The organism is Klebsiella sp. CTHL.F3a, from assembly GCF_019890895.1.
GTDB classification, from domain to species: domain Bacteria; phylum Pseudomonadota; class Gammaproteobacteria; order Enterobacterales; family Enterobacteriaceae; genus Klebsiella; species Klebsiella grimontii.
The window spans coordinates 1,539,786-1,564,057 of sequence record NZ_CP082360.1; the positions used below are offsets into that span (position 1 = coordinate 1,539,786).

Sequence of the window (24,272 nt, forward strand, 5' to 3'; positions counted from 1 at the left end):
AAACGATTTTAATCAAAAAAAAGCCCCGCGTGGATAAAACGCAGGGCGATGGGTTACTCTTCGGCGGCGTAGCCTTGCGGCGGTAGCTTTATTTCATCAAGCCAGGCTTCGTTTCCTTCCGCGCGCAGGCGGCCATCGACAAACCAGCTGATTGCCAGGGGATAGATATCGTGTTCCTGAGCTTGTACTCGGGCGGTAATGTCGTCTTCGGTATCTTCAGCGAACACTGGTACCTTAGCCTGCAGAACCACCGGGCCTCCGTCCAGCTCATCGGTCACAAAATGCACCGACGTCCCGTGCTCCTCATCGCCATTTTCCAGCGCCTGACGATGGGTGTGCAGCCCCGGATATTTTGGCAGCAGGGAAGGGTGGATATTCAGCATACGCCCCTGATAGTGGGCGACAAACGCCGGGCTAAGAATCCGCATGTAGCCGGCGAGAACCACCAGATCCGGCGCGTAAGCGTCGATCTCGTGCATCAGCTCGCGGTCGAAAGCTTCCCGGTTGGCAAACTGGCTGGCGGCGAGCGCGTGAGCCGGAATATTGGCCGCGCGGGCGCGCTCAAGGCCGAATGCGTCGGCCTTGTTGCTGAAGACTGCACGCAGGGTGCCGTTGATTTTTTTCCGGGCGCAGGCGTCAATAATCGCCTGCAGGTTGCTACCGTTACCGGAAATCAGCACCACGATGTTTTTCATTCAATAACCACACGCTGTTCGGAATCAGAGGCTTTGATATACCCTATTTTCCATGCGCTTTCACCTTTGTCGTTCAGGAAGGCAATGGCTTTATCCGCTGCTTCCGCCGGCAGCGCGATAACCATGCCGACGCCGCAGTTAAAGGTGCGATACATTTCGTGGCTGCTGACGTTACCGGCGGTTTGCAGCCAGTTGAATACGTCCGGCCACTGCCAGGAGGATTCATCGATGACTGCCTGAGTGTTGTCCGGCAGCACGCGCGGAATGTTTTCCCAGAAGCCGCCGCCGGTCAGGTGGGCGATGGCGTGCACGTCGACGTTGGCAATCAGGTCGAGTACGGATTTCACATAAATTCGGGTCGGCGCCAGCAGATGGTCGGCCAGCGGCTTACCGTTGAGATCGGTGGTTTGCGGGTCAACGCCGCTGACTTCGATAATTTTGCGCACCAAAGAGTAGCCGTTAGAGTGCGGGCCGCTGGAAGCCAGCGCCACCAGCACGTCGCCATCGGCCACTTTGCTACCGTCGATAATTTCTGATTTTTCTACCACCCCAACGCAGAAACCGGCCACGTCATAATCTTCGCCGTGGTACATGCCCGGCATTTCCGCCGTCTCGCCGCCCACCAGCGAGCAGCCTGACTGCAGGCAACCTTCGGCAATGCCGCTGATTACGCTCGCCGCAGTATCGACATCCAGTTTGCCGGTCGCGTAGTAATCAAGGAAGAACAGCGGCTCTGCGCCCTGAACCACGAGGTCGTTTACGCACATAGCGACCAGGTCGATACCGATAGTGTCGTGACGCTTCAGGTCCATCGCCAGACGCAGCTTGGTGCCGACGCCGTCGGTGCCGGAGACCAGAACCGGTTCGCGATATTTCTGCGGCAGCGCGCACAGCGCGCCGAATCCGCCCAGTCCACCCATCACTTCCGGGCGGCGGGTTTTCTTCACCACGCCCTTAATACGGTCGACGAGAGCGTTGCCTGCATCAATATCCACGCCGGCATCTTTATAGCTGAGAGAGGTTTTATCGGTCACTGCGAAGTCTCCACGCGTTTGCGGTAGCAATAAAAAACGGCGCAATTCTAACAGGGATAGCAAACGTTTGCGAGCCTGCTTTGCAGTCGACGTTAAACGGCCGTTAAGTGCGCAAATTTGATACTGTTCACGAAAATGAAACCGGGTACATTCTTCTGCTTGCCAGCGTTGCCGGGAATAATCATCATGCCAATGAAACCGGTTTCTTTTGTGCTGCAAGCAGAGAGAAACCGCGAATTTGATGGATTCTGGAGGAAAGCTGAGGATGAAAATTGCCGCATTTGATATCGGTGGCACGGCGTTAAAAATGGGGGTAATGACGCGCGAAGGCACGCTGCTGGAGAAAGGAAAGCAGGCCATCATCGACAGCGACGGCGACCAGATCCTGCAGGCAATGCTGGCGTGGATCGCCGCGCATCCGGCGTGCGAAGGGGTGGCCATCAGCGCGCCCGGCTACGTTAACCCGCATACCGGCTTTATCGAAATGGGCGGCGCCATCCGTAAATTCGATAACTTCGCCATCAAGAGCTGGCTTGAGCAGCAGCTGCGCCTGCCCGTGGCCATTGAGAACGATGCTAACTGCGTGCTGCTGGCCGAGCGCTGGCGGGGTAAAGCTGCCGATATGAGCAACTTTCTGGTCCTGACCATCGGTACCGGCATCGGCGGGGCTATTTTCTGTAATAACCAACTGGTCCACGGCGCGCGTTTCCGCGCCGGGGAGTTCGGCTATATGCAAACCGCGCGTCCGGGTACCCGCGATGTACGGCGCTATTCGATGAATGAAAACTGCACGCTGCGCGTGCTGCGCCATCGCTACGCTGAGCATATCGGTAAGGCGCTGGAAGAGGTGACCGGCGAAGAGATTTTTGACCGCTACGATGCGGGCGACGCCACCTGTCGACGTCTGGTCGCGGAATTCTTTAACGGCCTGGGCACCGGGCTATATAACCTCGTCAACTTATTCGACCCGCAAACGATTTTGATTGGCGGCGGGATTGTGGAACGGCCGGGCTTTCTGGCGCTGCTGCGCGAACATCTGGCCTGGTTTGGCATTGCGGAATATATCGACACCGTTAGCCACGGCAACGATGCCGGGCTGGTAGGCGCGGTTTACCATTTCAATCAGCAATACCGGTCGCATAGCGGCGACTGCGCATAGGGAGAGAACATGTCCGGATTTAAAGAAGGTTTTCTGTGGGGCGGCGCGGTGGCGGCGCATCAGCTGGAAGGCGGCTGGAAAGAGGGCGGTAAAGGGGTGAGCGTCGCCGACGTGATGACCGCAGGCGCGCACGGCGTACCGCGCGAAATCACCGATGGCGTGCAGCCGGGGAAAAACTACCCCAACCACGAAGCGATTGATTTTTATCATCGCTATAAAGACGACATTAAGCTGTTTGCCGAAATGGGCTTCAAATGCTTCCGCACCTCCATTGCCTGGACGCGCATCTTCCCGCTGGGCGATGAGCAAGAACCTAACGAAGCCGGGCTGCAGTTTTACGACGACCTGTTCGATGAGTGCCTGAAGCACGGTATTGAGCCGGTAATTACGCTCTCCCACTTCGAAATGCCGTACCATCTGGTGACGGAGTATGGCGGCTGGCGTAACCGTCAACTGATTGATTTCTTCGTCCGCTTTGCCCGGGTGGTGTTTGCCCGCTACCAGCATAAAGTGAAGTACTGGATGACCTTCAATGAGATCAATAACCAGGCCAACTTCCACGAAGATTTTGCGCCGTTCACCAACTCCGGACTGAAATATCTGCCGGGTGAGGACCGCGAGCCGGTCATGTTTCAGGCGGCGCACTATGAGCTGGTCGCCAGCGCGCTGGCGGTTAAAGCCGCCCGCGAAATTAACCCGTCATTGCAGATTGGCTGCATGATCGCCATGTGTCCGATTTACCCGCTGAGCTGCGCGCCCAACGACATGATGATGGCGATGAACGCCATGCATCGCCGCTACTGGTTTACCGACGTTCACGTGCGTGGCCGTTATCCGCAGCACCTGTTGAACTACTTCGAGCGTCGCGGTTTTGCGCTGGACATCACCGAAGAAGACCGCGTAGCGCTGACTCAGGGCTGCGTCGACTATATCGGCTTTAGCTACTATATGTCGTTTGCCACGAAAGCAACGGATGATAATCCGCAGCTGGATTATGATGAAAGCAAGAGCCTGGTTTCCAACCCGTACGTGCAGAAGTCAGACTGGGGCTGGCAGATTGATCCGGTCGGGCTGCGCTACTCCCTGAACTGGTTCTGGGACCATTACCAGCTGCCGCTGTTTATCGTTGAGAACGGCTTCGGCGCCATCGACGTGCGCGAAGCGGACGGATCGGTAGACGATCAGTATCGTATTGACTACCTTTCCGCCCATATCGCCGAGATGAAAAAAGCGGTAGTTGAGGATGGCGTCGACCTGATGGGCTATACCCCGTGGGGCTGTATCGATCTGGTTTCCGCGGGAACCGGTGAGATGAAAAAACGCTACGGCTTTATCTACGTGGATAAAGATAATGAGGGCAACGGCACGCTGGCGCGTAGCCGTAAGAAATCTTTTACCTGGTATCAGCAGGTGATCGGCAGCAACGGCGAAAAGCTATAAAACTGCCGTAAAGCCCCATTCAGCCCCGCCTTCGCGGGGTTTTTTTATTTTGTCTTATACTGGCTCAGGCAGCGTAAAGCATTTTGGTTGATCCCGGTCAAACATATCGGCTATGGCGTAAAAGGTAAAAGGCGGTATAATCCGGCGATTTTTTTTGTGGCTGCCCCTCAGAGGAGAAAGAGAATGAAGATCGTGGAAGTGAAACACCCACTCGTCAAACACAAGCTGGGCCTGATGCGTGAGCACGACATCAGCACCAAACGCTTCCGTGAACTCGCCTCAGAAGTTGGCAGCTTACTGACTTATGAAGCAACTTCCGATCTGGCGACTGAAAAAGTCACCATTGAAGGCTGGAACGGCCCGGTTGAAATTGAGCAGATCAAAGGCAAGAAAATTACCGTTGTGCCGATTCTGCGCGCGGGTCTGGGAATGATGGAAGGCGTGCTTGAGCACGTACCTAGCGCACGCATCAGCGTGGTGGGCATCTACCGTAACGAAGAGACGCTTGAGCCGGTTCCTTACTTCCAGAAGCTGGTATCCAATATTGACGAACGCATGGCGCTGGTGGTTGACCCGATGCTGGCAACCGGCGGTTCAATGATCGCCACCATCGACCTGCTGAAAAAAGCGGGCTGCAGCAGCATTAAGGTGCTGGTTCTGGTGGCGGCGCCGGAAGGCATCGCCGCGCTGGAGAAAGCGCATCCGGACGTTGAGTTGTACACCGCGTCCATTGACCAGGGCCTGAACGAGCACGGATACATTATTCCGGGGCTCGGCGACGCCGGCGATAAGATTTTTGGTACGAAATAATTGATGAAGTAGAAAAAGCCGACTTTGAGAGTCGGCTTTTTTTTGAATAAAACACACCAACAGCAATCAACAAACGACTCTCAGAGGAAAATGCTATGACGCGCCGTGCTATCGGGGTGAGTGAAAGACCGCCGCTTTTACAGACAATCCCGCTTAGTTTGCAACATCTGTTCGCCATGTTTGGCGCAACGGTACTGGTGCCCGTTCTGTTCCATATCAACCCGGCCACGGTACTGCTGTTTAACGGCATCGGAACGCTGTTATATCTTTTCATCTGCAAAGGCAAAATCCCGGCTTATCTTGGATCGAGCTTTGCGTTTATCTCCCCGGTACTGCTTTTGCTGCCGCTGGGTTACGAAGTCGCTCTCGGCGGATTCATCATGTGCGGCGTGCTGTTTTGCATCGTCTCCTTTATCGTCAAAAAAGCTGGAACCGGCTGGCTGGACGTGATGTTCCCGCCGGCGGCGATGGGCGCGATTGTCGCGGTTATCGGCCTGGAGCTGGCGGGCGTGGCGGCGAATATGGCCGGTCTGCTGCCCGCTGACGGACAATCGCCGGACAGCAAAACCATTATTATTTCGATGGTGACGCTGGCGGTGACGGTTTTCGGTTCGGTGCTGTTCCGCGGTTTCCTGGCGATTATCCCGATTTTAATCGGCGTCCTGGTCGGCTACGCGCTCTCCTTCGTGATGGGCGTCGTCGATACCACGCCAATCGCCGAGGCCCACTGGTTTGCGCTGCCGACCTTTTACACCCCGCGCTTTGAATGGTTTGCGATTTTCACCATTCTGCCCGCCGCGCTGGTGGTGATCGCCGAGCACGTTGGACATCTGGTAGTAACGGCCAATATCGTCAAGAAAGATCTGATCCGCGATCCGGGCCTGCATCGTTCAATGTTTGCCAACGGCCTGTCTACGGTGATCTCCGGCTTCTTTGGCTCAACGCCAAACACTACCTACGGCGAGAACATTGGCGTGATGGCGATCACCCGCGTCTACAGCACCTGGGTTATCGGTGGCGCGGCGATCATCGCGATTCTGCTCTCCTGCGTCGGCAAGCTGGCGGCGGCGATCCAGATTATCCCGCTGCCGGTAATGGGCGGCGTCTCGCTGCTGCTGTACGGGGTCATCGGCGCTTCGGGTATTCGCGTGCTGATCGAATCTAAAGTCGATTACAACAAGGCGCAGAACCTGATTCTGACCTCCGTTATCCTGATCATCGGCGTCAGCGGGGCGAAAGTACATATCGGCGCCGCTGAGCTGAAAGGCATGGCGCTGGCGACCATTGTTGGCATCGGTCTGAGCCTGATCTTCAAGCTGATAAGCGTGCTGCGTCCGGAAGAGGTGGTCCTCGACGCTGCGGATAGCGAAGATGCGAAACATTGATCCCTATACCGGGCGGCGATCCCGCCCGGTTCTCTCCTTGCCTATTTCTGTGCTAAACTCTCCGCGTTTTTCTGCAAGCCTATGTTGAGGTCCATCTGAACGCACCGGCACAGCTCTCTTTGCCACTGTATCTTCCCGATGATGAAACTTTCGCGAGTTTCTGGCCGGGCGATAACCCTTCTCTTCTTGCCGCCCTTCAGAACGTGCTGCGGCAGGATCATAGCGGATACATCTATATCTGGTCACGGGAAGGGGCGGGGCGCAGCCATCTCCTGCACGCGGCCTGCGCGGAGCTCTCCCAGCGCGGCGATGCGGTGGGTTACGTTCCTCTGGATAAACGGACGTGGTTCGTTCCTGAAGTGCTGGATGGAATGGAGCAGCTCTCGCTGGTTTGCATCGATAATATTGAGTGTGTGGCGGGCGATGAACTGTGGGAAATGGCGATTTTCGACCTCTATAACCGCATTCTCGAGTCCGGTAAAACCCGGCTGTTGATTACCGGCGACCGACCGCCGCGCCAGCTCAAGCTGGGCCTGCCGGATCTGGCTTCGCGTCTTGACTGGGGGCAAATCTACAAGCTGCAGCCGCTGTCGGATGAAGACAAGCTCCAGGCGCTTCAACTGCGCGCGAGGCTGCGTGGTTTCGAAATGCCGGAAGATGTCTGCCGCTTCCTGCTTAAGCGGCTGGATCGCGAAATGCGTTCGCTGTTTATGACGCTCGATCAGCTCGATCGCGCTTCAATTACCGCCCAGCGCAAGCTAACCATTCCTTTCGTGAAAGAGATCCTCAAGCTTTAGCGGAGCCGTGGCTTGAGGACCCGATCGTTTAGTTAACGATGTCCAGAACCTGTTCCGGCGGACGACCGATGCGGGCCTCGCCGTGGCTGACGACGATAGGCCGCTCAATCAGCTTTGGATTATCAATCATTGCCTGGATCAGCGCTTCTTCGCTGAGCTGCGGATTCGCGAGATCGAGTGATTTATAGAGATCTTCTTTCTGGCGCATTAACTCGCGCGCGCTGGCCATTCCCAGCATCTTCAGCAGCTGGCGCAGCGTTGCGGTATCCGGCGGCGTCTCCAGGTAGAGCACCACTTCAGCATCGATACCGTTAGCCTTCAGCAGGCTCAGGGTGTCGCGACTCTTGGAGCAGCGCGGGTTGTGATAGATTTTGACCGTATCGGACATGAGATCTCCTTACATTTTCTGGTACGGTTTGAAGCGTTCCTGCAGCTGACGCAGCTGATCGATACGCGCATCGTAGCGGGCCTGCTGCAGACTGCCTAATTTGACCTGTGAACTGGCGCTGCTGAGTAGGGTAATGGCCTGATCGAGTCGGCCAACCAGCGCCATGCCCTCCGCGCGCGCTGCCAGCTCCTGATCGCGATTTCCCAGCTTAGCTTCTGCTTGCGCCAGCAAATCCCAACCATTGACGTCATCTTTATTGTTAAAGGTATAGCGGTTAAGGATCGTCGCCGCTTCCCCCGGCTGCCCGCCTTCCAGCAGGGCGTTGGCGAGGTTGAGCTGTAGTACCGGGTTAGTACGCAGTTCGCGGGCGCCCTTCAGGCGGTTAATCGCGTCAGTGGCTCGCTTTTGTCCAAGATCGATATCGGTCGCCAGGTCAAGGTACCAGGCATTTTGCGGTTCGGCGCTCAGCAGCGGCTGTAGCGTTTTGCGCGCCAGATCGTAATTGTTGCTGCCCATCGCCAGCAGCGCGCGGCCGTACTGGGCGGCGTGCTGTTCGCGAATATTGCCTTTTTCCCAGCTGCTCAGCAGGTCGTTGCCTAGCTTATTGTCGCCGGAGGTGTACATTCCCAGCGTTCTGGCTTTTGCCAGGTAGAAGTCAGCCGAGGATTGCACGACCACCGGGCGCATCTGGTTCGCACGGTTGCGGGCGTCGGCGAGACGGCTTTCCGGCAAGGGGTGGGTTAGCAGCATTTCCGGCGGCCGGGTCGAGTAGCGCGACTCGTCAAGCAGCTTGCCCATAAACGCCGGCATCGCCTGCGGATCGAAACCTGAACGTTGAAGGACCTGAATACCAATGCGGTCTGCCTCTTCCTCGTTTTGGCGGGTAAAGCTGATCAGCCCCTGCTGGCTGCCCGCCAGGGTGCCGGTCAGCGCGGCCATACCGGCCTGTGGGCTGGCCATCGCCAGCAGAATCGACCCCAAAGCGCCAACCCAGGTCAGCGGAGCGTTACGCTTTTGGTCTTCCATCGCGCGGGCAAGGTGGCGCTGGGTGACGTGAGAAATTTCGTGCGCCATTACCGACGCCAGCTCGCTTTCATTATCCGAGTAGCGGAACAGCGCCGAGTGCAGTACGACGTTACCGCCGAAGAAAGCAAAGGCGTTTATTTGATCGTTATTAATCAGATAAAAGTGGAACGGAGTGCGCACCGAATTGGCGTGCGACACCAGGCGCATGCCTAAACCGTTGATATATTGCACCAGCAGCGGATCGTTAATTAACGGCGCGCTGCCGCGCAGCTGGCGCACGTAGTAATCTCCCATCTGCATTTCCTGGCCAATGGAGAGCGTGCTTCCTGCGGAGGTGCCCATGTCCGGCAGAGTGTCTGCGGTATCGGCAAAAGCAGGTAATATTGAACCCAGCGTCAGCGACGCTATGACGGTCGCCACCAGCGTTTTCTTCAACTGCCTGAACATAACCTCTGTCCTGTAATGTAGGTGTGCCAGTTTGACCGATTGTGCGGCGTAATGTTCCCTGACCGCAAGCAGGTCCAGCGAGTTTAGCCGTCGTTTGCGGCGTTGCAAATATGATATTCACCCGACCGTTAATGTTTGTGGTTTTACCCATAAAAAGCGAAGTCTTTTTTGTGACATTTCGATACAATTCCTGAGATTGTTACAGCTCCGCTCTTCAGGGAAGGGTTTTATGCTCCAGATGTTAATGCAGTGGTACCGTCGTCGGTTCAGCGATCCGGAGGCGATAGCGCTGCTGGTCATTTTGCTGGCTGGGTTCGGCATTATGTTTTTCTTCAGCGGCCTGCTGGCACCTTTATTAGTGTCGATTGTTCTGGCCTATCTGCTGGAGTGGCCCACCGTCAGACTGGAGCGTATCGGGTTTTCACGTACCTGGGCCACCTCGGTCGTTCTGATTCTGTTCGTCGGCATTCTGCTGCTGATGGCGTTTGTGGTGATGCCGGTTGCCTGGCAGCAGGGTATTTATCTGATCCGCGATATGCCGGGGATGTTGAATAAACTTTCCGATTTTGCCGCGACGGTGCCGCGCCGTTATCCGGCCTTAATGGATGCCGGCATTATCGACGCGATGGCGGAGAACATGCGCAGCCGCATGTTAACCGTCGGCGACTCGGTGGTGAAGTATTCGCTGGCTTCGTTGGTCGGGCTGCTGACCCTGGCGGTCTATCTGGTGCTGGTGCCGCTGATGGTTTTCTTTCTGCTGAAGGATAAAGAGCAGATGCTTAACGCCGTACGCCGTGTGCTGCCGCGCAACCGCGGCCTGGCCGGGCAGGTATGGAAAGAGATGAACCAGCAAATTACCAACTATATTCGCGGTAAGGTGCTGGAGATGATTGTCGTCGGCGTGGCGACATGGATTGGCTTTATCCTTTTTGGCCTCAACTATTCGCTGCTGCTGGCGGTGCTGGTGGGGTTCTCGGTATTAATCCCCTATATCGGCGCGTTTGTGGTCACCATTCCGGTGGTGGGCGTGGCGCTGTTCCAGTTTGGCGCGGGAACCGAGTTCTGGAGCCTGTTTGCGGTGTACCTGATTATTCAGGCGCTGGATGGCAACCTGCTGGTGCCGGTACTCTTCTCGGAAGCCGTTAATCTGCATCCGCTGGTGATTATTCTGTCGGTGGTGATTTTTGGCGGTCTGTGGGGATTCTGGGGCGTGTTCTTCGCGATTCCGCTGGCGACGCTCATCAAAGCGGTGGTGCACGCCTGGCCGGATGGCCTGATAGTGGAAGACGAGCATTAGCGCGAAGCCGCAAGAAATGCCCTAAAAAAAGACGCCGGGTGGTTGAGAACGACCCGGCGTCTTGCGTTTGTCTTAGCGTCAGGCGTTTTCTTTCAGCCAGTTCAGCACCACGTCGTGGTGATTGCTGGTTTTGAAATCATCAAACACATGTTCGATTTTGCCGTTGGCGTCGATGAGGAAGCTAATACGATGGATACCGTCGTAGGTTTTCCCCATAAAGGTTTTTTCACCCCAGATACCAAACTGCTCGCATACCTGATGATCTTCATCAGACAGGAGAGTGAAGTTCAGCAGCTCTTTTTCGGCGAAACGGGAGAGTTTTTCTGGTTTATCCGTACTGATACCCAGTACTTCAACGCCTGCTTTTTTCAGGTCGTCCATATTATCGCGTAAACCGCACGCCTGTACGGTGCAGCCCGGGGTCATGGCTTTCGGATAAAAATAAACCAGAACACGCTGTCCCTGGAAGTCGGTCAAATTTACTTCCTCGCCGTCCTGGTCCGGTAAGCTAAATTTCGGTGCAATATCACCGGCTTTCAGTGGGTTCATCACTCAAACTCCATCCTGTTCATCATGCTGTGAATAATTAACAATGTTAATACTGCCTTGTGCATTCAGTTCTGTACATAGGGCTTTGAACGCTTGTTCGATATTTGATGCATTTTGCGTAGTCGGGCTGTGTGCGGTGATCTGGATAAAAAGCTGCGCTGACTCGTCGTTCGCACCGGGCTGAGTGCGGGAAACCAGCTCGGCAATGTTCATTTTCCACGTATCGCACAGCGCCGTAAATCGCTCAATGATATGCGGTGAATCCGGTACCTCAACCTGAACCCAGACGGTGTTCTGCATCGCCTGAGGCGGCCTCGCGGTTGTACGCTTCATCACGATAAGCAGATCCAGCTCGGCGCCTTTCAGCGGCAGAGTTGACTCAATCAGGTTAATTGCATTCCACGAGCCGGAAAGCAGCATGATAAACGTAAACTCATCGCCAAGCATGGCCAGCCGACTGTCTTCAATATTACAGCCGCAGCTGCTGACGTGACGAGTGATCGTATTCACGATGCCTGGGCGGTCAGCACCCAACGCGGTAATAACCAGATAGTGTTGTAATGAGGCTGTCAAACCTGTTCTTCCTTTAAAAAGGTGAGGTAACGTTAGGAAAGCATAAAAAAAACCGGCATACAACATCCCTGATGGCATCGGGTCTCTTGCTTTTATTGCGACTCCAAACGTAACATTGAGAATCTTGTCCCACTTATGCTCTGAGGATGGCCCATGTTTACGGGAAGTATTGTAGCGCTTGTCACGCCGATGGATGAAAACGGCAACGTCTGCCGGTCAAGCCTGAAAAAACTGATTGATTATCATGTCGCCAGCGGAACCTCGGCGATCGTTTCGGTAGGAACTACCGGAGAGTCCGCAACATTGAGCCATGAAGAGCATGGTGATGTGGTCATGCAGACGCTGGAACTGGCCGACGGGCGTATTCCGGTTATTGCCGGCACCGGTGCAAATGCAACCGCAGAGGCGATTAGCCTGACCAAACGATTCAACGATAGCGGCGTGGTTGGCTGCCTGACGGTAACGCCGTATTACAACCGCCCGACCCAGGAAGGGCTGTTCCAACACTTTAAAGCTATCGCAGAGCATACTGACCTGCCGCAAATCCTGTATAATGTGCCGTCCCGTACCGGTTGCGATATGCTGCCTGACACCGTTGGCCGTCTGGCGGAAATTAAAAATATTATCGGTATTAAGGAAGCGACGGGGAACTTAAGCCGCGTTCATCAGATCAAAGAGCTGGTTTCAGATGACTTTATTCTGCTGAGCGGCGATGACGCGACCGGAATGGACTTTATGCAGCTTGGCGGTCATGGCGTGATTTCCGTAACGACAAACGTTGCGGCGCGTGAAATGGCCGAGATGTGCCGACTGGCGCTAGCAGGTCAATTTGCCGAAGCTCGTGCGATTAACCAGCGTCTGATGCCATTGCATACCAAATTATTTGTCGAACCCAACCCTATCCCGGTCAAATGGGCCTGTAAGGCGTTGGGTCTTGTGGCGACCGATACGTTACGCCTGCCGATGACCCCGATTACCGAAAACGGTACTAAGGTCGTTACCGCAGCGCTGAAGCATGCCGGTTTGCTGTAAAGTTTAGGGAGATTTGATGGCTTACTCAGTACAGAAGTCGCGCCTGGCGAAGGTTGCGGGTGTTTCGCTGGTTCTACTCCTCGCGGCCTGTAGTTCTGACTCGCGCTATAAGCGTCAGGTGAGCGGCGACGAGGCCTATTTGCAGGCAACGCCGCTTAGTGAACTTCACGCGCCAGCAGGGATGATCCTGCCGGTTCAGGTGGGTGATTATAATATTCCGGTTGCAACCAGCACCGGTAACACAGGCAAAGCCCTGGACATTCGTCCGCCAGCCCAGCCTCTGGCGCTGGTCAGCGGCGCGCGTACGCAGTTCAGCGGCGATACCGCGACGCTGATGGTGGAAAACGGTCGCAGCGGTTCGCTGTGGGCGCAGGTGGCAAGCATCGTGCAGTCGAAAAACTACACTATCGCTAAACGCGACGATGCTAGCCAGACGCTGAATACCGACTGGGTCGAGTGGAATCGCCTCGATGAAGATCAGCAGTACCGTGGTCGCTATCAAATCTCAGTTAAGCAGCAAGGCTATCAGCAGGCGGTGATCGTGAAGCTGGTGAATCTGGAGCAGGCGGGTAAACCTGTTGCCGATCCGGCTTCGCTGCAGCGCTACAGTACCGCCATGCTGAACGTCATTTCCGAAGGTCTGGATCTGAACGCCACTAGCGCGCAGAACGCGGCGCAGAAAAACGCCGGGGCGACCTTCGACGTGCAGAGCGGCGCTGATGATACCGGCCTGCCGATGCTGATCGTTCGCGCGCCGTTTAACCTGGTGTGGCAACGCCTGCCGGGCGCGCTGGAAAAAGTGGGTATGAAGGTCACAGATAGCTCTCGTTCTCAGGGTAGCTTCTCAGTCACTTATAAACCGCTTTCCGACAGCGGCTGGACCGATCTGGGCGCTCGCGACCCGCAGCTGGTATCCGGCGATTATAAACTGCAGGTCGGGGACCTCGATAACCGCAGCAGCCTGCAGTTCATCGACCCGAAAGGCCATACGCTGACGCAGTCGCAAAATGATGCCCTGGTTGCCGTATTCCAGGCCGCATTAAGTAAGTAATTAACAGGGCTGGAGCAATCCGGCCCTTTTTAATGTATAGTGACGCAAACGTGTGCGTCGGCAGAAAAGCACAAATTTTTATCGTTAATCATCACTGGAGTGACAAAGATGCAAAAGCAAGCTGAGTTGTATCGTGGTAAAGCGAAGACGGTATACAGCACCGAAAACCCGGATCTGTTGATACTCGAATTCCGTAACGATACGTCAGCAGGGGACGGCGCTCGCATTGAGCAGTTCGATCGTAAAGGCATGGTGAACAACAAGTTTAACCATTTCATTATGAGCAAGCTGGCGGAAGCGGGTATCCCGACCCAGATGGAAGCGCTGTTGTCCGATACCGAGTGTCTGGTTAAAAAGCTGGATATGGTGCCGGTGGAGTGCGTGGTGCGCAACCGCGCCGCCGGGTCGCTGGTGAAACGCTTAGGCATTGAAGAAGGCATTGAGCTGAACCCGCCGCTGTTCGATCTGTTCCTGAAGAACGACGCCATGCACGATCCGATGGTCAATGAATCTTATTGCGAAACCTTTGGTTGGGTGAGCAAAGAGAACCTGGCGCGGATGCAGGAGCTGACCTACAAAGCTAACGATGTGCTGAAAAAGCTATTTGACGACGCGGGTCTGATCCTCGTGGACTTCAAACTGGAGTTCGGTCTGTTCAAAGGCGAAGTGGTGCTGGGAGATGAATTCTCTCCGGACGGCAGCCGTCTGTGGGATAAAAAAACCATGGATAAAATGGATAAAGACCGCTTCCGCCAGAGCCTCGGCGGCCTGATTGAAGCCTACGAAGAAGTCGCTCATCGCCTGGGCGTGAAACTCGACTAATCCCCCGACGCCAGAAGAAGTTTTCTTCTTCTGGCGCTCTTCTTGCTGTTTCCTGTGGTAATCCTCCGCTGAACCGCCTACGATCTTATTCATTGGTTAATATGATGAATTGAGGTGCTTATGCGCTGGCAAGGACGTCGCGAAAGCGACAATGTGGAAGATCGTCGTGGTCAATCTGGTTCACCTATGGGCGGCGGAGGTGGTTTTCGTCTCCCCAGCGGCAAAGGCGGCATCGTGCTGCTGATTATTGTCCTGGTGGCGGGCTATTACGGCGTAGATTTAACCGGCATGCTGACCGGCGAACCGGTATCACAACAGCAAACCACCACTCAACGCTCCATCAGCCCGCAGGATGAAGAGGCCGCGAAATTCACGAAGGTGATTCTGGCGGACACGGAAGATACCTGGGGCGCGATTTTTAAAGATATGGGCCGCCAGTACGCGCAGCCGAAGCTGGTGATGTATCGCGGCGCGACGCGGACCGCCTGCGGCACCGGCCAATCGGTGATGGGGCCTTTTTACTGCCCTGCGGACAGCACGGTGTATATCGACCTGTCATTCTACGATGAGATGAGAAACAAGCTTGGCGCCGGCGGCGATTTCGCGCAGGGCTACGTTATTGCCCACGAGGTTGGCCATCACGTACAAAAGCTGTTGGGTATTGAACCGAAAGTGCGCCAGCTGCAGCAAAATGCTTCGCAGGCGGAAGCGAATCGTCTGTCGGTAAAAATGGAGCTACAGGCGGACTGCTTTGCCGGCGTTTGGGGCTACAACATGCAGAAGCAAGATTACATGGAGACCGGCGATCTGCAGGAAGCGCTGAACGCCGCAGAGGCGATTGGCGACGATCGCTTGCAGCAGCAGAGCCAGGGGCGCGTCGTGCCGGACAGTTTTACCCACGGAACGTCCCAGCAGCGTTATACCTGGTTTAAACGCGGCTTCGATAGCGGCGACCCGGCGCAGTGCAACACCTTCGGCAACGCGCTGTAATGCTTTTTTGTCATGGATGAACTGCGTCACCTGACGGCGCAGATGGCGCGCGAAGGCATTCGTCGTCTGCTGGTTCTCAGCGGCGACGATGCCTGGACCCTGCGCCAGGCGCAAACAGTACGTACCGCGCTGTCCGGAGACGGGCTGTGGGTTGGTCCGCGTCCGATGCCCGAGCCGTACGTCTCGTCTACCGCCCTGAAATCGCTGCTGGGCCGCGAATTCCAGCACGCCTTTTTCGATGCCCGCGAGGGTTTTGACGTCGCGGCGTTTGCCGCGTTAGCCGGTACGCTGCGCGCCGGGAGCTGGCTGGTATTGCTCGTGCCCGACTTCGTGCAATGGCCGGCTCGTCCTGATGCGGATTCCCTGCGCTGGAGCGACGCTCCCGACCCCATCTCTACGCCGAATTTTGTTTATCGTTTTTGCCAACAGATTAGTGCGAATAACGCGTCCATTCTCTGGCGGCAGGGCGAGGAATGCATGGTGCCGGCATTTGCCGCGCGACCGCGATGGCGTCCCGCCGATGGTCATCCGCAGGTGGAGCAGGCCGCCGTGCTTGCCGAACTGGCCCGTTTCCCTCCCGGTATTGCGGCGCTAACCGCCGAGCGCGGGCGAGGAAAGTCCGCGCTCGCGGGAATGCTTATTCGCCATCTGGGGGGAGATGCCATCGTCACGGCGCCGGCGCGGGGAGCGACGGAGGTCATGGCGGCTTTCGCTGGCGAAAACTTGCGCTTTATGGCCCCCGACGCATTGTTGGCTTCCGGTTGTAGCGCCGGATGGCTGATTGTCGATGAGGCAGCGGCCATCCCCGGGCCGCTGTTGCGCCAGCTTGTCTCCCGCTTCCCGAAGACGCTATTGACCACCACCGTGCAGGGGTACGAAGGGACCGGGCGCGGCTTTTTGCTTAAGTTTTGCGCCAGCTTTGCGCACTTACGGCAGTTTAGCCTGACGGCGCCCATTCGTTGGGCGAGCGGCTGTCCGCTGGAGGCGGCGATCGCGCAGCTGCTGCTGTTTAGCGATGAGACCTTTCAGCACGCGCCAGGCGGCGATATCGCCCTGGAAAGCGTCAGCCAGGAGAGCTGGCGGCGACAGCCAGCGTTACCGGAAGCGATGTATCAACTGCTTTCCGGGGCCCACTATCGCACGTCGCCGCTTGACCTCCGGCGCATGATGGATGCGCCGGGGCAGCATTTTACCTGCGCCCGCAGCGGCAACCGCATCGCCGGGGCGCTGTGGTTGGTCGAAGAGGGCGGTCTGGAGCCATCCCTTAGCCAGGCGGTGTGGGCCGGCTACCGCCGTCCGCGCGGCAATCTGGTGGCGCAGTCGCTGGCGGCGCACGGCGGCAGCCCGCTGGCGGCCACGCTGACAGGGCTGCGCATCAGCCGTATTGCCGTGCATCCGGCTCGCCAACGCGAGGGGTTGGGGCAGCGGCTGGTGGAGCATGCGACGTCGCAGGCTGCGGGCCGGGATTATCTGTCGGTGAGTTTTGGCTACACGCCTGAGCTGTGGCGCTTCTGGCAACGCTGCGGTTTTACGCTGGTGCGATTGGGCACGCATCGGGAAGCCAGCAGCGGCTGTTATACCGCGATGGCGCTCTATCCTCTCAGCGAAGCGGGCCAGCGCCTGGCAAGCGAAGAGGCTCGACGGCTGCAGCGCGATGAGTACTGGCTGCGCGACTGGCGAGATGAGCCTGTGCCGCTGACGGCGCTGAAAGCGGCTATTCTTACTGAAGAAGATTGGCTGGAGGTGGCGGGTTTTGCTTTTGCCCATCGTTCGCTACTGACCTCGGCGGGTAGCCTCAATCGCCTGCTTATGCTGGTGGAGCTGCCGCTTCCGGCGCTACGGGGCCGCCTGCAGCAGCAGGATGAGACCGCGCTTTGCCGAACGTTAGATTTATCCGGACGGAAAGCGCTGCTGGCCAGGCTGCGCGAAGAAGCGGCGCAGGCGCTGCTCAGCCTGGATGAAAACCGCGCCAACGACCTGCGCCAGCAGGTTCACATGCTGCAATTTTTTTAACTAACTCCTTCAGTTAAATGGCATGGTCATATTTCGCCTGCGGCGTAAACTTCCTTGCAGACATTAAGGAGACAGCCATGAAACACGATCATTTTATTGTTCAAAGCCCCGCGACACCTGCACAGCAACTGCTGCTGCTGTTTCATGGCGTCGGCGATAACCCGGTGGCAATGGGGCAAATCGGTAGCTGGTTTGCGCCGCTCTTTCCCGAGGCGCTGATCGTCAGCATCGGTGGCGCGGAGCCGTGCGGCCCGCCTCCGGGGCGCCAGTGGTTTTCCGTGCAGGGTGTCAGCGAAGAAAACCGCCAGCAGCGCGTGGATGCGATCATGCCGACCTTCATTGAAACGGTGCGCTACTGGCAGCAGCAGAGCGGCGTCAGCCCGCAGGCGACGGCGCTGATCGGCTTCTCGCAGGGGGCGATTATGTCGCTGGAGAGCATTAAAGCCGAGCCGGGTCTGGCATCGCGGGTGATCGCCTTTAACGGCCGATATGCGACGCTGCCGGAGACGGCGACGACCGCGACCACCGTTCACCTGATCCACGGCGGCGAAGATCGGGTTATCGATCTGGCGTGGGCGGTAGCGGGGCAGGAAGCGCTACAGCAGGCCGGCGGTGACGTGACGCTGGATATTGTTGAGGATTTGGGGCACGCGATTGACGATCGTAGCATGCAGTTTGCCCTCGATCATCTGCGCTTTACCGTACCGAAGCACTATTTCGACGAGGCCCTCAGCGGCAGCACACCGAAAGATAGCGATATTATTGAGCTGCTGTGAATAATAAACCCGGAGGCGGCGCGATGCGCCTGTCCGGGCAACCGGACCTGCAAACGAGCTGGAAACCGGTAGCCCGGGCAAGGCGCGTTAAGCGCCGCCCCCGGGAAAAGAGCGCAGAGTGGGATATTTTCCCGGAGCCGATACTGCGCATTTGTCCGGGTTACTTGACCCGCGTCGTACAAGCCGGGCGATTTCTTTGCTGCAATCTCAAATAAAATGCTTACTTCTTCTTCGACGGGTCGTTCTTCGGCCAGTCGTCGTCATCGTCCCACTTGTCGTTGAAGTCGCGATGCGGCGGCAGATCCGGCTTATTGTTGAGAAATTTTTTGTGGTCAACGCGGGTCAGATCTTTAATCACGTTGATCATCACGCCCACCAAAAATACCAACACCAGAACCCACCAGTATTTCGTTAGCCAATCCATGCGCTTACCTCTTCTCTATTGATGCCATCAGGCGACCAGCTGTTCCATGATGCGTTGGTACATCCGCGCCAGCAGCTGGAGGTCGGCGGCATTCACACACTCGTTTATTTTATGAATGGTGGCGTTCACTGGCCCCAGTTCAACCACCTGCGCGCCCATACGCGCGATGAAGCGCCCGTCGGAGGTGCCGCCGTTGGTCAGCAGCTGCGGTTTGATTTCATTATAGTGCTCAATGGCGTTAACCACCGCATCAACCAGCTTACCGCGGCTGGTCAGGAACGGCTGGCCCGAGAGCCACCAGTCGACGCTGTAGCGCAGCGAGTATTTCTCGAGCAGGGCCACGACGCGCGCTTTAATCATTTCGTCGGTCAGCTCGGTACTAAAGCGGAAGTTGAACTGGACGAACATATCGCCGGGAATCACGTTGTTGCTGCCGGTCCCGGACTGCACGTTGGCGATTTGCATACTGGTCGGCGGAAAGAATTCGTTGCCCTTATCCCACTCAATATTCACCAGCTCCGCCAGCATCGGCGCGGCGCGGTGAACCGGGTTATCGGCGAGGTGCGGATAGGCCACGTGCCCTTGCACGCCGTGAATGGTCAGGTTGCAGGTCAGCGAGCCGCGACGGCCGTTTTTCACCACATCGCCGACGACTTCGGTGCTCGAGGGTTCACCGACCAGACAGTAGTCCAGCCGCTCGTTGCGCGCCATCAGCGCTTCCACAACCTTAACGGTACCGTTTTTGGCGCTGGCCTCTTCATCCGAGGTGATTAGAAAGGCCAGACGGCCCTTATGGTCCGGATACTGGGCGACAAAGCGTTCGGCGGCAACCACCATCGCCGCAAGCGAGCCTTTCATATCGGCCGCGCCGCGGCCAAACAGCATGCCGTCGCGAATAGTGGGCTCAAAAGGGGGATTAATCCAGCGATCGGCGTCGCCCGATGGAACGACATCGGTATGACCGGCGAACGCCAGCGTTTCCCCGCGCCCGCGCCAGGCCCAGAAGTTTTGGGTATCCCCGAAATCCATCGGTTCAACGGTAAAGCCAATCGCACGCAGACGTTCAATCATTAACGCCTGGCATCCCGCATCATCGGGGCTGAGGGAAGGGCGGCGAATAAGCTGCTGAGCCAGCTCAATGACCGGGCAAGACATAGACTACACCTCGTTAAACTGCTGATAACTTGATTCACTGAAACCCAGCAGCATAGGCTGACCGGGCGCGCAGAGCAATGGGCGTTTAATGATTGCCGGCATTTCCAGCATCAGTTTCGCCGCAGCGTCGGCGTTATTGATGCTGGCGCGGACCGTTTCATCCAGCTTGCGCCACGTCGTCCCTCGGGTGTTAAGCAGCGCTTCCCAGCCGAGTTCAGCGATAAAGGTGTCTAATAAACTGCGATCCAGACCGTCGACACGATAATCATGAAAACGATATTCTATTTGATGGGCTTCCAGCCAGCGGCGGGCCTTTTTTATGGTGTCGCAGTTTTTTATCCCGTACATGGTGAGCATGATTAAACCTTTTCCGTTGAATTAAATGATTGGCTAAGATTCTTCCGAATATATAAGCCTTTAATAAATAATACGTGAATTGTTTTAATAAATATCGTTTTTTCCCCCTGATATATATCCAGGGTTACACTCTGAACGTTTTTTGCGCGCCGAACGGCGGCTACTGCTAGCGGCAGGGCGGATCCTGGCGCGATAGGCTAATGGACGAATGTTGCTAAATGTTGCTGTTGGTCACATTAAATTGCACGAATTGGGCTCATAGTACTTACGAATGAAAGGGGTATTCAGCAGGGAGGTAATGATAGTCATCAGAGCGATAGCGCAAACCATCTTTAAACCATCAATGAATTTGCATAAAATCACCCATAATAATAAGAGAGGCTATTATGATTGAACATGAACTGGGGAACTGGAAAGACTTTATCGAAGGCATGCTTCGTAAATAGTTTTCCGCAATAAAAGCATGGCGATTTCACAGGCAGAATAATAATGCAGTTGAAGCGACCACATGAAAAAGGCGACCTGTCCGGTCGCCTTTTCTGTTATTTAGCCCCGGCGAAAATATCGTCAGGGCGCGTCACGATTATTGCGGCCGTTCCTTGAGCGGGAAGCGGCGGCGCACCAGCACGAAGAACAGCGGCACGAAGAAGATAGCCAGCACCGTAGCGGAAATCATACCGCCCATCACCCCGGTGCCGACGGCATGCTGGCTGCCGGAGCCCGCCCCGGTACTGGTGGCCATCGGCAGTACGCCGAAGATAAACGCCAGCGAGGTCATCAGGATCGGCCGCAGACGCTGGCGGCAGGCGGAGAGGGTGGCGGTAAGTAAATCTTCGCCTTTCTGATTCAGCTCATTGGCAAATTCGACAATAAGAATGGCGTTTTTCGCCGACAGACCGATCACCGTCAACAGGCCCACCTGGAAATAGACATCGTTTTCCAGCCCGCGCATCCAGGTCGCCAGCAGTGCGCCGATAACCCCCAGCGGCACCACCAGCATCACCGAGAACGGCACCGACCAGCTTTCGTACAGCGCCGCCAGGCACAGGAACACCACCAGCAGCGAAATGGCGTACAGCGCTGGTGCCTGCGCCCCGGAGAGGCGTTCCTGATAGGACATCGCCGTCCATTCGAGACCAAAGCCGTTCGGCAACTGCTGGGCCAGCTCTTCCATAATCGTCATGGCGGTACCGGTACTGACGCCCGGCGCGGCTTCACCGACGATTTCTACCGCCGAGTAGCCGTTATAGCGCTCCAGACGCGGCGAACCGGTCGCCCAGCGTGAGGTGGCGAAGGCGGAAAAGGGCACCATCGTGCCGCTGCTGTTGCGTACGTACCACAGATTGATATCGTCCGGCAGCATGCGATACGGCGCCGCCGCCTGAACGTAGACCTTCTTCACGCGGCCGCGGTCCATAAAATCGTTGACGTAGCTTGACCCCCACGCGGTCTGCAGCGTGTCGTTGATATCGTCAATAGAGACGCCCAGCGCCTGCGCTTTACGCTGATCGATATCCACCTGCAGCTGCGGGCTATCGTCGAGGCCGTTGTGGCGCACGCGGGTGAGCTGGTTATTTTTAGCGGCCAGCTCCAGCAGGGTATCGCGGGCGGCCATCAGTGCTTCGTGCCCGTTGCCCGCGTGATCTTCCAGTTCCATATCGAAACCGGCGGAGCTGCCCAGACCGCTGATGGCAGGCGGGCTGCTGGCAAAAACGCGGGCTTCTTTAATTTTATTAAACGCTTTGGTTGCACGCTCGATGATGGCGAAAGAGGAGCCGGTGGTGGGATCGCGTTGGTCCCAGTCCTTCAGGCGTACGAACATACGCGCCACGTTCTGGCCGTTGCCGCCGGGGCCGGAACCGATGGTCGCAAACACCGATTCAACGTTTTGTTTCTCATTTTTCAGGAAGTAGTCTTCCGCCTGCTGCACCACCTTCAGGGTTTGCTGCTGGGTTGAACCGCTTGGTAGCTGCACCGAGGTGGTAAACATGCCGCGGTCTTCCAGCGGCAGGAACGACGTAGGCAGATGCAGGAACAAAAAGACCATTCCGCCCAGCAGCAGGACGTAGATCATTATCCAGCGCAGCGAGCGATGAAGAATTTTGCCGACCGCGGTTTCGTAGCGGCTGGCGTTACGGTTAAAGGTGCGGTTAAACCAGCCGAAGAAGCCCCGTTGTCCGTGGGTTTCGCCTTTGTGAACCGGTTTTAACAGCGTGGCGCACAGCGCTGGCGTCAGGATCATCGCCACCAGAACCGACAGCACCATCGCCGAGACAATGGTAATAGAGAACTGACGATAGATCGCGCCGGTGGTGCCGCCGAAGAAGGCCATCGGCACAAATACCGCCGATAACACCATGGCGATACCGACCAGCGCGCCCTGGATCTGGCCCATTGATTTTCGCGTCGCTTCACGCGGCGAGAGGCCCTCCTCACTCATGATACGCTCGACGTTCTCCACCACCACGATGGCATCGTCCACCAGCAGGCCTATCGCCAGCACTACTGCGAACATGGTTAAAGTGTTAATGCTGTAGCCGCAGGCGTAGAGGACGGCAAAGGTCCCCATCAGCACTACCGGAACGGCGATCGTGGGAATCAGCGTGGCGCGAAAATTTTGCAGGAACAGATACATCACGAGGAACACCAGCGCGATGGCCTCAAGCAGCGTTTTCACCACGTCGGTAATCGACGCCTTCACGAATGAGGTGGTTTCGTAAGCGACTTTATATTCCAGGCCGTGCGGGAAGTACTGGGAGAGTTCGTTCAGGCGGTCGATCACGCGTTCGGCGGTCGCCATTTCGTTCGCGCCGGACGCCAGTTTTATCCCCAGTCCGGATGCCGCCTGGCGGTTGTAGCGGCTGAGGTAATCGTATTTTTCCGCCCCCATCTCGACGGTGGCGACATCGCCAAGGGTGACCTCCGAACCGTCCTGATTAACCCGCAGGGTAATATCACGGAACTGTTCCGGCGTTTGTAACAGCGATTGTGAATTAATCGTCGCGTTGAGTGCCTGTTTATCCACCGACGGCGTGCCGCCCAGCTGGCCGACGGCGATCTGCGCGTTTTGCGAAGAGATGGCATCAGTGACGTCTTTTGCCGTCATCTGAAAGCTGTTGAGTTTGGCCGGATCGAGCCAGATGCGCATCGAATATTGCGAACCATAGGCGTCAATATCGCCTACGCCGTTGACCCGGCTGAGCGGGTCCTGAATATTACTGGCAACGTAATCGGCGATATCCTGTTTATCCATACTGCCGTCGGTAGAGACGAAGGCGATCGTCAGGATATTGGTATCCCCGGTTTTACGCACCGTTACGCCCTGGTTCTGGACGGCCTGCGGCAGTTTACGCATCGCCGATTGCAGCTGATTCTGCACCTGCTGGACGGCTTCATCCGGATCGGTCCCGGCGGTAAAGCTCAGCGTCACGGTGGCCTGCCCGGTGCCGCTGCTCTGGGATGACATATACATCAGGTTGTCGAGGCCGGTCATATTCTGCTCGATAACCTGAGTGACCGTATTTTCCAGCGTCTGTGCCGAAGCGCCGGGATAGTTCGCTGTGATCCGCACGTTGGGTGGGGCAAGTTCGGGATATTGCTCAACGGGAAGCGACAAAATTGCGAGGGTACCGGTCAGGCATAAAAGGATTGCCAGAACCCACGCAAAAATGGGGCGATCGATAAAAAAATTCGCCATCAGAATTAGGACCTCATTTTGCACATTTTTTTGTTATTGCACAGCCTGTGACACTCTAGCGGCAAGCCCTCAGGCAATCGTGGAGAAAATAAGGAGATAGTGTAATTTATCGTGTGCCTTTTATGGCAGCGTAAAGAATTCTCTTTCTTCCTCTATCTGCTCCTTCCTTTCGGCGCGCCGCCGCGGTGGCGCAAACGTAGCGCATTATTACTTAGCTAAATAAAACGTCATTTCATTTAAGTCAAAAAAATTGATCCACCTCGGGTTATTACCAAAAAATCGGCAACCTGTGCAAATGCACATTGTTCCTGCACCGTTTTGTCGGGTAATAGATAGTCATGCGAATTGAGGGGTT

At 56.4% G+C, this 24,272-nt stretch carries 23 protein-coding genes; 13 read left to right on the top strand and 10 right to left on the bottom strand.

The features are described from left to right. Window positions 1-53: 53 nt before the first annotated feature. Entirely contained in the window at window positions 54-695 is a 642-nt protein-coding gene (purN, locus tag K7H21_RS07370; RefSeq protein ID WP_004123497.1) for a phosphoribosylglycinamide formyltransferase, read from the bottom strand. After that, window positions 692-1,729, bottom strand: a complete 1,038-nt coding sequence (purM, locus tag K7H21_RS07375) for a phosphoribosylformylglycinamidine cyclo-ligase (protein ID WP_004123495.1) — start codon at window positions 1,727-1,729, stop codon at window positions 692-694. The genes purN and purM overlap by 4 nt, the downstream gene beginning before the upstream one ends. Window positions 1,730-1,994: 265 nt before the next feature. Between purM and bglK the strand changes: the two genes are divergently transcribed. From bglK to K7H21_RS07400, 5 genes are all read left to right on the top strand, one after another. After that, window positions 1,995-2,888 (top strand): beta-glucoside kinase BglK, encoded by an 894-nt coding sequence (bglK, locus tag K7H21_RS07380; protein ID WP_223035676.1) that lies wholly within the window; start codon window positions 1,995-1,997, stop codon window positions 2,886-2,888. Between the two features lie 9 nt (window positions 2,889-2,897). Then, window positions 2,898-4,328, top strand: a complete 1,431-nt coding sequence (locus K7H21_RS07385) for a 6-phospho-beta-glucosidase (RefSeq protein WP_112165530.1) — start codon at window positions 2,898-2,900, stop codon at window positions 4,326-4,328. 183 nt (window positions 4,329-4,511) lie between these two features. Continuing rightward, the gene (gene upp / locus K7H21_RS07390) at window positions 4,512-5,138 is read left to right on the top strand and encodes a uracil phosphoribosyltransferase (RefSeq protein ID WP_004123492.1); all 627 of its coding nucleotides are present in this window, start codon (window positions 4,512-4,514) and stop codon (window positions 5,136-5,138) included. 95 nt (window positions 5,139-5,233) lie between these two features. Next, entirely contained in the window at window positions 5,234-6,523 is a 1,290-nt protein-coding gene (gene uraA / locus K7H21_RS07395) for a uracil permease (protein WP_223035677.1), read from the top strand. A 95-nt stretch (window positions 6,524-6,618) separates the two neighbouring features. After that, window positions 6,619-7,320 (top strand): DnaA inactivator Hda, encoded by a 702-nt coding sequence (locus K7H21_RS07400; protein WP_211811628.1) that lies wholly within the window; start codon window positions 6,619-6,621, stop codon window positions 7,318-7,320. A 28-nt stretch (window positions 7,321-7,348) separates the two neighbouring features. Here the strand turns inward: K7H21_RS07400 and arsC are convergent, their stop codons facing one another. Further along, window positions 7,349-7,708: an arsenate reductase (glutaredoxin) gene (gene arsC, locus K7H21_RS07405; protein ID WP_223035678.1), complete on the bottom strand. Its 360-nt coding sequence runs from the start codon at window positions 7,706-7,708 to the stop codon at window positions 7,349-7,351. A 9-nt stretch (window positions 7,709-7,717) separates the two neighbouring features. Beyond that, window positions 7,718-9,181 carry a beta-barrel assembly-enhancing protease gene (bepA, locus tag K7H21_RS07410; protein WP_004123486.1) on the bottom strand — a complete coding sequence of 488 codons (1,464 nt, stop codon included), beginning with the start codon at window positions 9,179-9,181 and terminating at the stop codon, window positions 7,718-7,720. A gap of 229 nt (window positions 9,182-9,410) precedes the next feature. Here bepA and K7H21_RS07415 point away from each other — a divergent pair, with 229 nt between their 5' ends. After that, window positions 9,411-10,478, top strand: coding sequence for an AI-2E family transporter (locus K7H21_RS07415; RefSeq protein ID WP_004123481.1), 1,068 nt, complete (start codon window positions 9,411-9,413; stop codon window positions 10,476-10,478). Between the two features lie 78 nt (window positions 10,479-10,556). On the opposite strand, the gene bcp is transcribed toward K7H21_RS07415, so the two are convergent. Then, window positions 10,557-11,027, bottom strand: a complete 471-nt coding sequence (bcp, locus tag K7H21_RS07420) for a thioredoxin-dependent thiol peroxidase (RefSeq protein ID WP_004104423.1) — start codon at window positions 11,025-11,027, stop codon at window positions 10,557-10,559. Window positions 11,028-11,030: 3 nt separating this feature from the next. Next, window positions 11,031-11,600, bottom strand: coding sequence for a glycine cleavage system transcriptional repressor (locus K7H21_RS07425; RefSeq protein WP_004123480.1), 570 nt, complete (start codon window positions 11,598-11,600; stop codon window positions 11,031-11,033). A gap of 153 nt (window positions 11,601-11,753) precedes the next feature. On the opposite strand from K7H21_RS07425, the gene dapA reads away from it, so the two are divergent. The 6 genes from dapA (at window position 11,754) to ypfH (ending at window position 18,284) form a co-directional block, all read left to right on the top strand. After that, window positions 11,754-12,632, top strand: coding sequence for a 4-hydroxy-tetrahydrodipicolinate synthase (dapA, locus tag K7H21_RS07430; RefSeq protein WP_004123477.1), 879 nt, complete (start codon window positions 11,754-11,756; stop codon window positions 12,630-12,632). 16 nt (window positions 12,633-12,648) lie between these two features. Further along, window positions 12,649-13,683 (top strand): outer membrane protein assembly factor BamC, encoded by a 1,035-nt coding sequence (gene bamC, locus K7H21_RS07435; RefSeq protein ID WP_004123476.1) that lies wholly within the window; start codon window positions 12,649-12,651, stop codon window positions 13,681-13,683. A gap of 108 nt (window positions 13,684-13,791) precedes the next feature. Next, window positions 13,792-14,505: a phosphoribosylaminoimidazolesuccinocarboxamide synthase gene (gene purC / locus K7H21_RS07440; protein ID WP_004104417.1), complete on the top strand. Its 714-nt coding sequence runs from the start codon at window positions 13,792-13,794 to the stop codon at window positions 14,503-14,505. 120 nt (window positions 14,506-14,625) lie between these two features. Continuing rightward, a complete protein-coding gene (gene ypfJ / locus K7H21_RS07445; RefSeq protein ID WP_004123474.1) occupies window positions 14,626-15,495 on the top strand; it encodes a KPN_02809 family neutral zinc metallopeptidase in 870 nt (289 codons plus the stop codon). A 12-nt stretch (window positions 15,496-15,507) separates the two neighbouring features. Further along, the gene (locus K7H21_RS07450) at window positions 15,508-17,508 is read left to right on the top strand and encodes a tRNA(Met) cytidine acetyltransferase TmcA (RefSeq protein ID WP_223035679.1); all 2,001 of its coding nucleotides are present in this window, start codon (window positions 15,508-15,510) and stop codon (window positions 17,506-17,508) included. A gap of 77 nt (window positions 17,509-17,585) precedes the next feature. Continuing rightward, a complete protein-coding gene (gene ypfH / locus K7H21_RS07455; protein WP_004123469.1) occupies window positions 17,586-18,284 on the top strand; it encodes an esterase in 699 nt (232 codons plus the stop codon). A gap of 220 nt (window positions 18,285-18,504) precedes the next feature. Here ypfH and K7H21_RS07460 read toward each other — a convergent pair whose 3' ends face one another. The 3 genes from K7H21_RS07460 to K7H21_RS07470 are packed head-to-tail and all read right to left on the bottom strand — an operon-like array spanning window position 18,505 to window position 20,220. Further along, window positions 18,505-18,708, bottom strand: a complete 204-nt coding sequence (locus tag K7H21_RS07460; protein WP_004123464.1) for a YpfN family protein — start codon at window positions 18,706-18,708, stop codon at window positions 18,505-18,507. A gap of 27 nt (window positions 18,709-18,735) precedes the next feature. Beyond that, a complete protein-coding gene (gene dapE, locus K7H21_RS07465; RefSeq protein WP_004123461.1) occupies window positions 18,736-19,863 on the bottom strand; it encodes a succinyl-diaminopimelate desuccinylase in 1,128 nt (375 codons plus the stop codon). Window positions 19,864-19,866: 3 nt separating this feature from the next. Beyond that, on the bottom strand, window positions 19,867-20,220 hold the full coding sequence (locus tag K7H21_RS07470; protein ID WP_004123458.1) for an ArsC family reductase: 354 nt from the start codon (window positions 20,218-20,220) through the stop codon (window positions 19,867-19,869). Between the two features lie 386 nt (window positions 20,221-20,606). On the opposite strand from K7H21_RS07470, the gene ypfM reads away from it, so the two are divergent. Beyond that, a complete protein-coding gene (gene ypfM, locus K7H21_RS07475) occupies window positions 20,607-20,666 on the top strand; it encodes a protein YpfM (protein ID WP_100181659.1) in 60 nt (19 codons plus the stop codon). A 137-nt stretch (window positions 20,667-20,803) separates the two neighbouring features. On the opposite strand, the gene acrD is transcribed toward ypfM, so the two are convergent. Then, window positions 20,804-23,917, bottom strand: coding sequence for a multidrug efflux RND transporter permease AcrD (gene acrD, locus K7H21_RS07480; RefSeq protein WP_087828504.1), 3,114 nt, complete (start codon window positions 23,915-23,917; stop codon window positions 20,804-20,806). Between the last annotated feature and the right edge of the window lie 355 nt (window positions 23,918-24,272).

Coding starts and splice junctions, on each gene's coding strand:
- purN (WP_004123497.1), bottom strand. CDS start 695: ATGAAAAACATCGTGGTGCTGATTTCCGGTAACGGTAGCAACCTGCAG.
- bglK (WP_223035676.1), top strand. CDS start 1,995: ATGAAAATTGCCGCATTTGATATCGGTGGCACGGCGTTAAAAATGGGG.
- K7H21_RS07385 (WP_112165530.1), top strand. CDS start 2,898: ATGTCCGGATTTAAAGAAGGTTTTCTGTGGGGCGGCGCGGTGGCGGCG.
- upp (WP_004123492.1), top strand. CDS start 4,512: ATGAAGATCGTGGAAGTGAAACACCCACTCGTCAAACACAAGCTGGGC.
- uraA (WP_223035677.1), top strand. CDS start 5,234: ATGACGCGCCGTGCTATCGGGGTGAGTGAAAGACCGCCGCTTTTACAG.
- arsC (WP_223035678.1), bottom strand. CDS start 7,708: ATGTCCGATACGGTCAAAATCTATCACAACCCGCGCTGCTCCAAGAGT.
- bepA (WP_004123486.1), bottom strand. CDS start 9,181: ATGTTCAGGCAGTTGAAGAAAACGCTGGTGGCGACCGTCATAGCGTCG.
- K7H21_RS07415 (WP_004123481.1), top strand. CDS start 9,411: ATGCTCCAGATGTTAATGCAGTGGTACCGTCGTCGGTTCAGCGATCCG.
- bcp (WP_004104423.1), bottom strand. CDS start 11,027: ATGAACCCACTGAAAGCCGGTGATATTGCACCGAAATTTAGCTTACCG.
- dapA (WP_004123477.1), top strand. CDS start 11,754: ATGTTTACGGGAAGTATTGTAGCGCTTGTCACGCCGATGGATGAAAAC.
- bamC (WP_004123476.1), top strand. CDS start 12,649: ATGGCTTACTCAGTACAGAAGTCGCGCCTGGCGAAGGTTGCGGGTGTT.
- purC (WP_004104417.1), top strand. CDS start 13,792: ATGCAAAAGCAAGCTGAGTTGTATCGTGGTAAAGCGAAGACGGTATAC.
- ypfJ (WP_004123474.1), top strand. CDS start 14,626: ATGCGCTGGCAAGGACGTCGCGAAAGCGACAATGTGGAAGATCGTCGT.
- K7H21_RS07450 (WP_223035679.1), top strand. CDS start 15,508: ATGGATGAACTGCGTCACCTGACGGCGCAGATGGCGCGCGAAGGCATT.
- ypfH (WP_004123469.1), top strand. CDS start 17,586: ATGAAACACGATCATTTTATTGTTCAAAGCCCCGCGACACCTGCACAG.
- K7H21_RS07460 (WP_004123464.1), bottom strand. CDS start 18,708: ATGGATTGGCTAACGAAATACTGGTGGGTTCTGGTGTTGGTATTTTTG.
- dapE (WP_004123461.1), bottom strand. CDS start 19,863: ATGTCTTGCCCGGTCATTGAGCTGGCTCAGCAGCTTATTCGCCGCCCT.
- K7H21_RS07470 (WP_004123458.1), bottom strand. CDS start 20,220: ATGCTCACCATGTACGGGATAAAAAACTGCGACACCATAAAAAAGGCC.
- acrD (WP_087828504.1), bottom strand. CDS start 23,917: ATGGCGAATTTTTTTATCGATCGCCCCATTTTTGCGTGGGTTCTGGCA.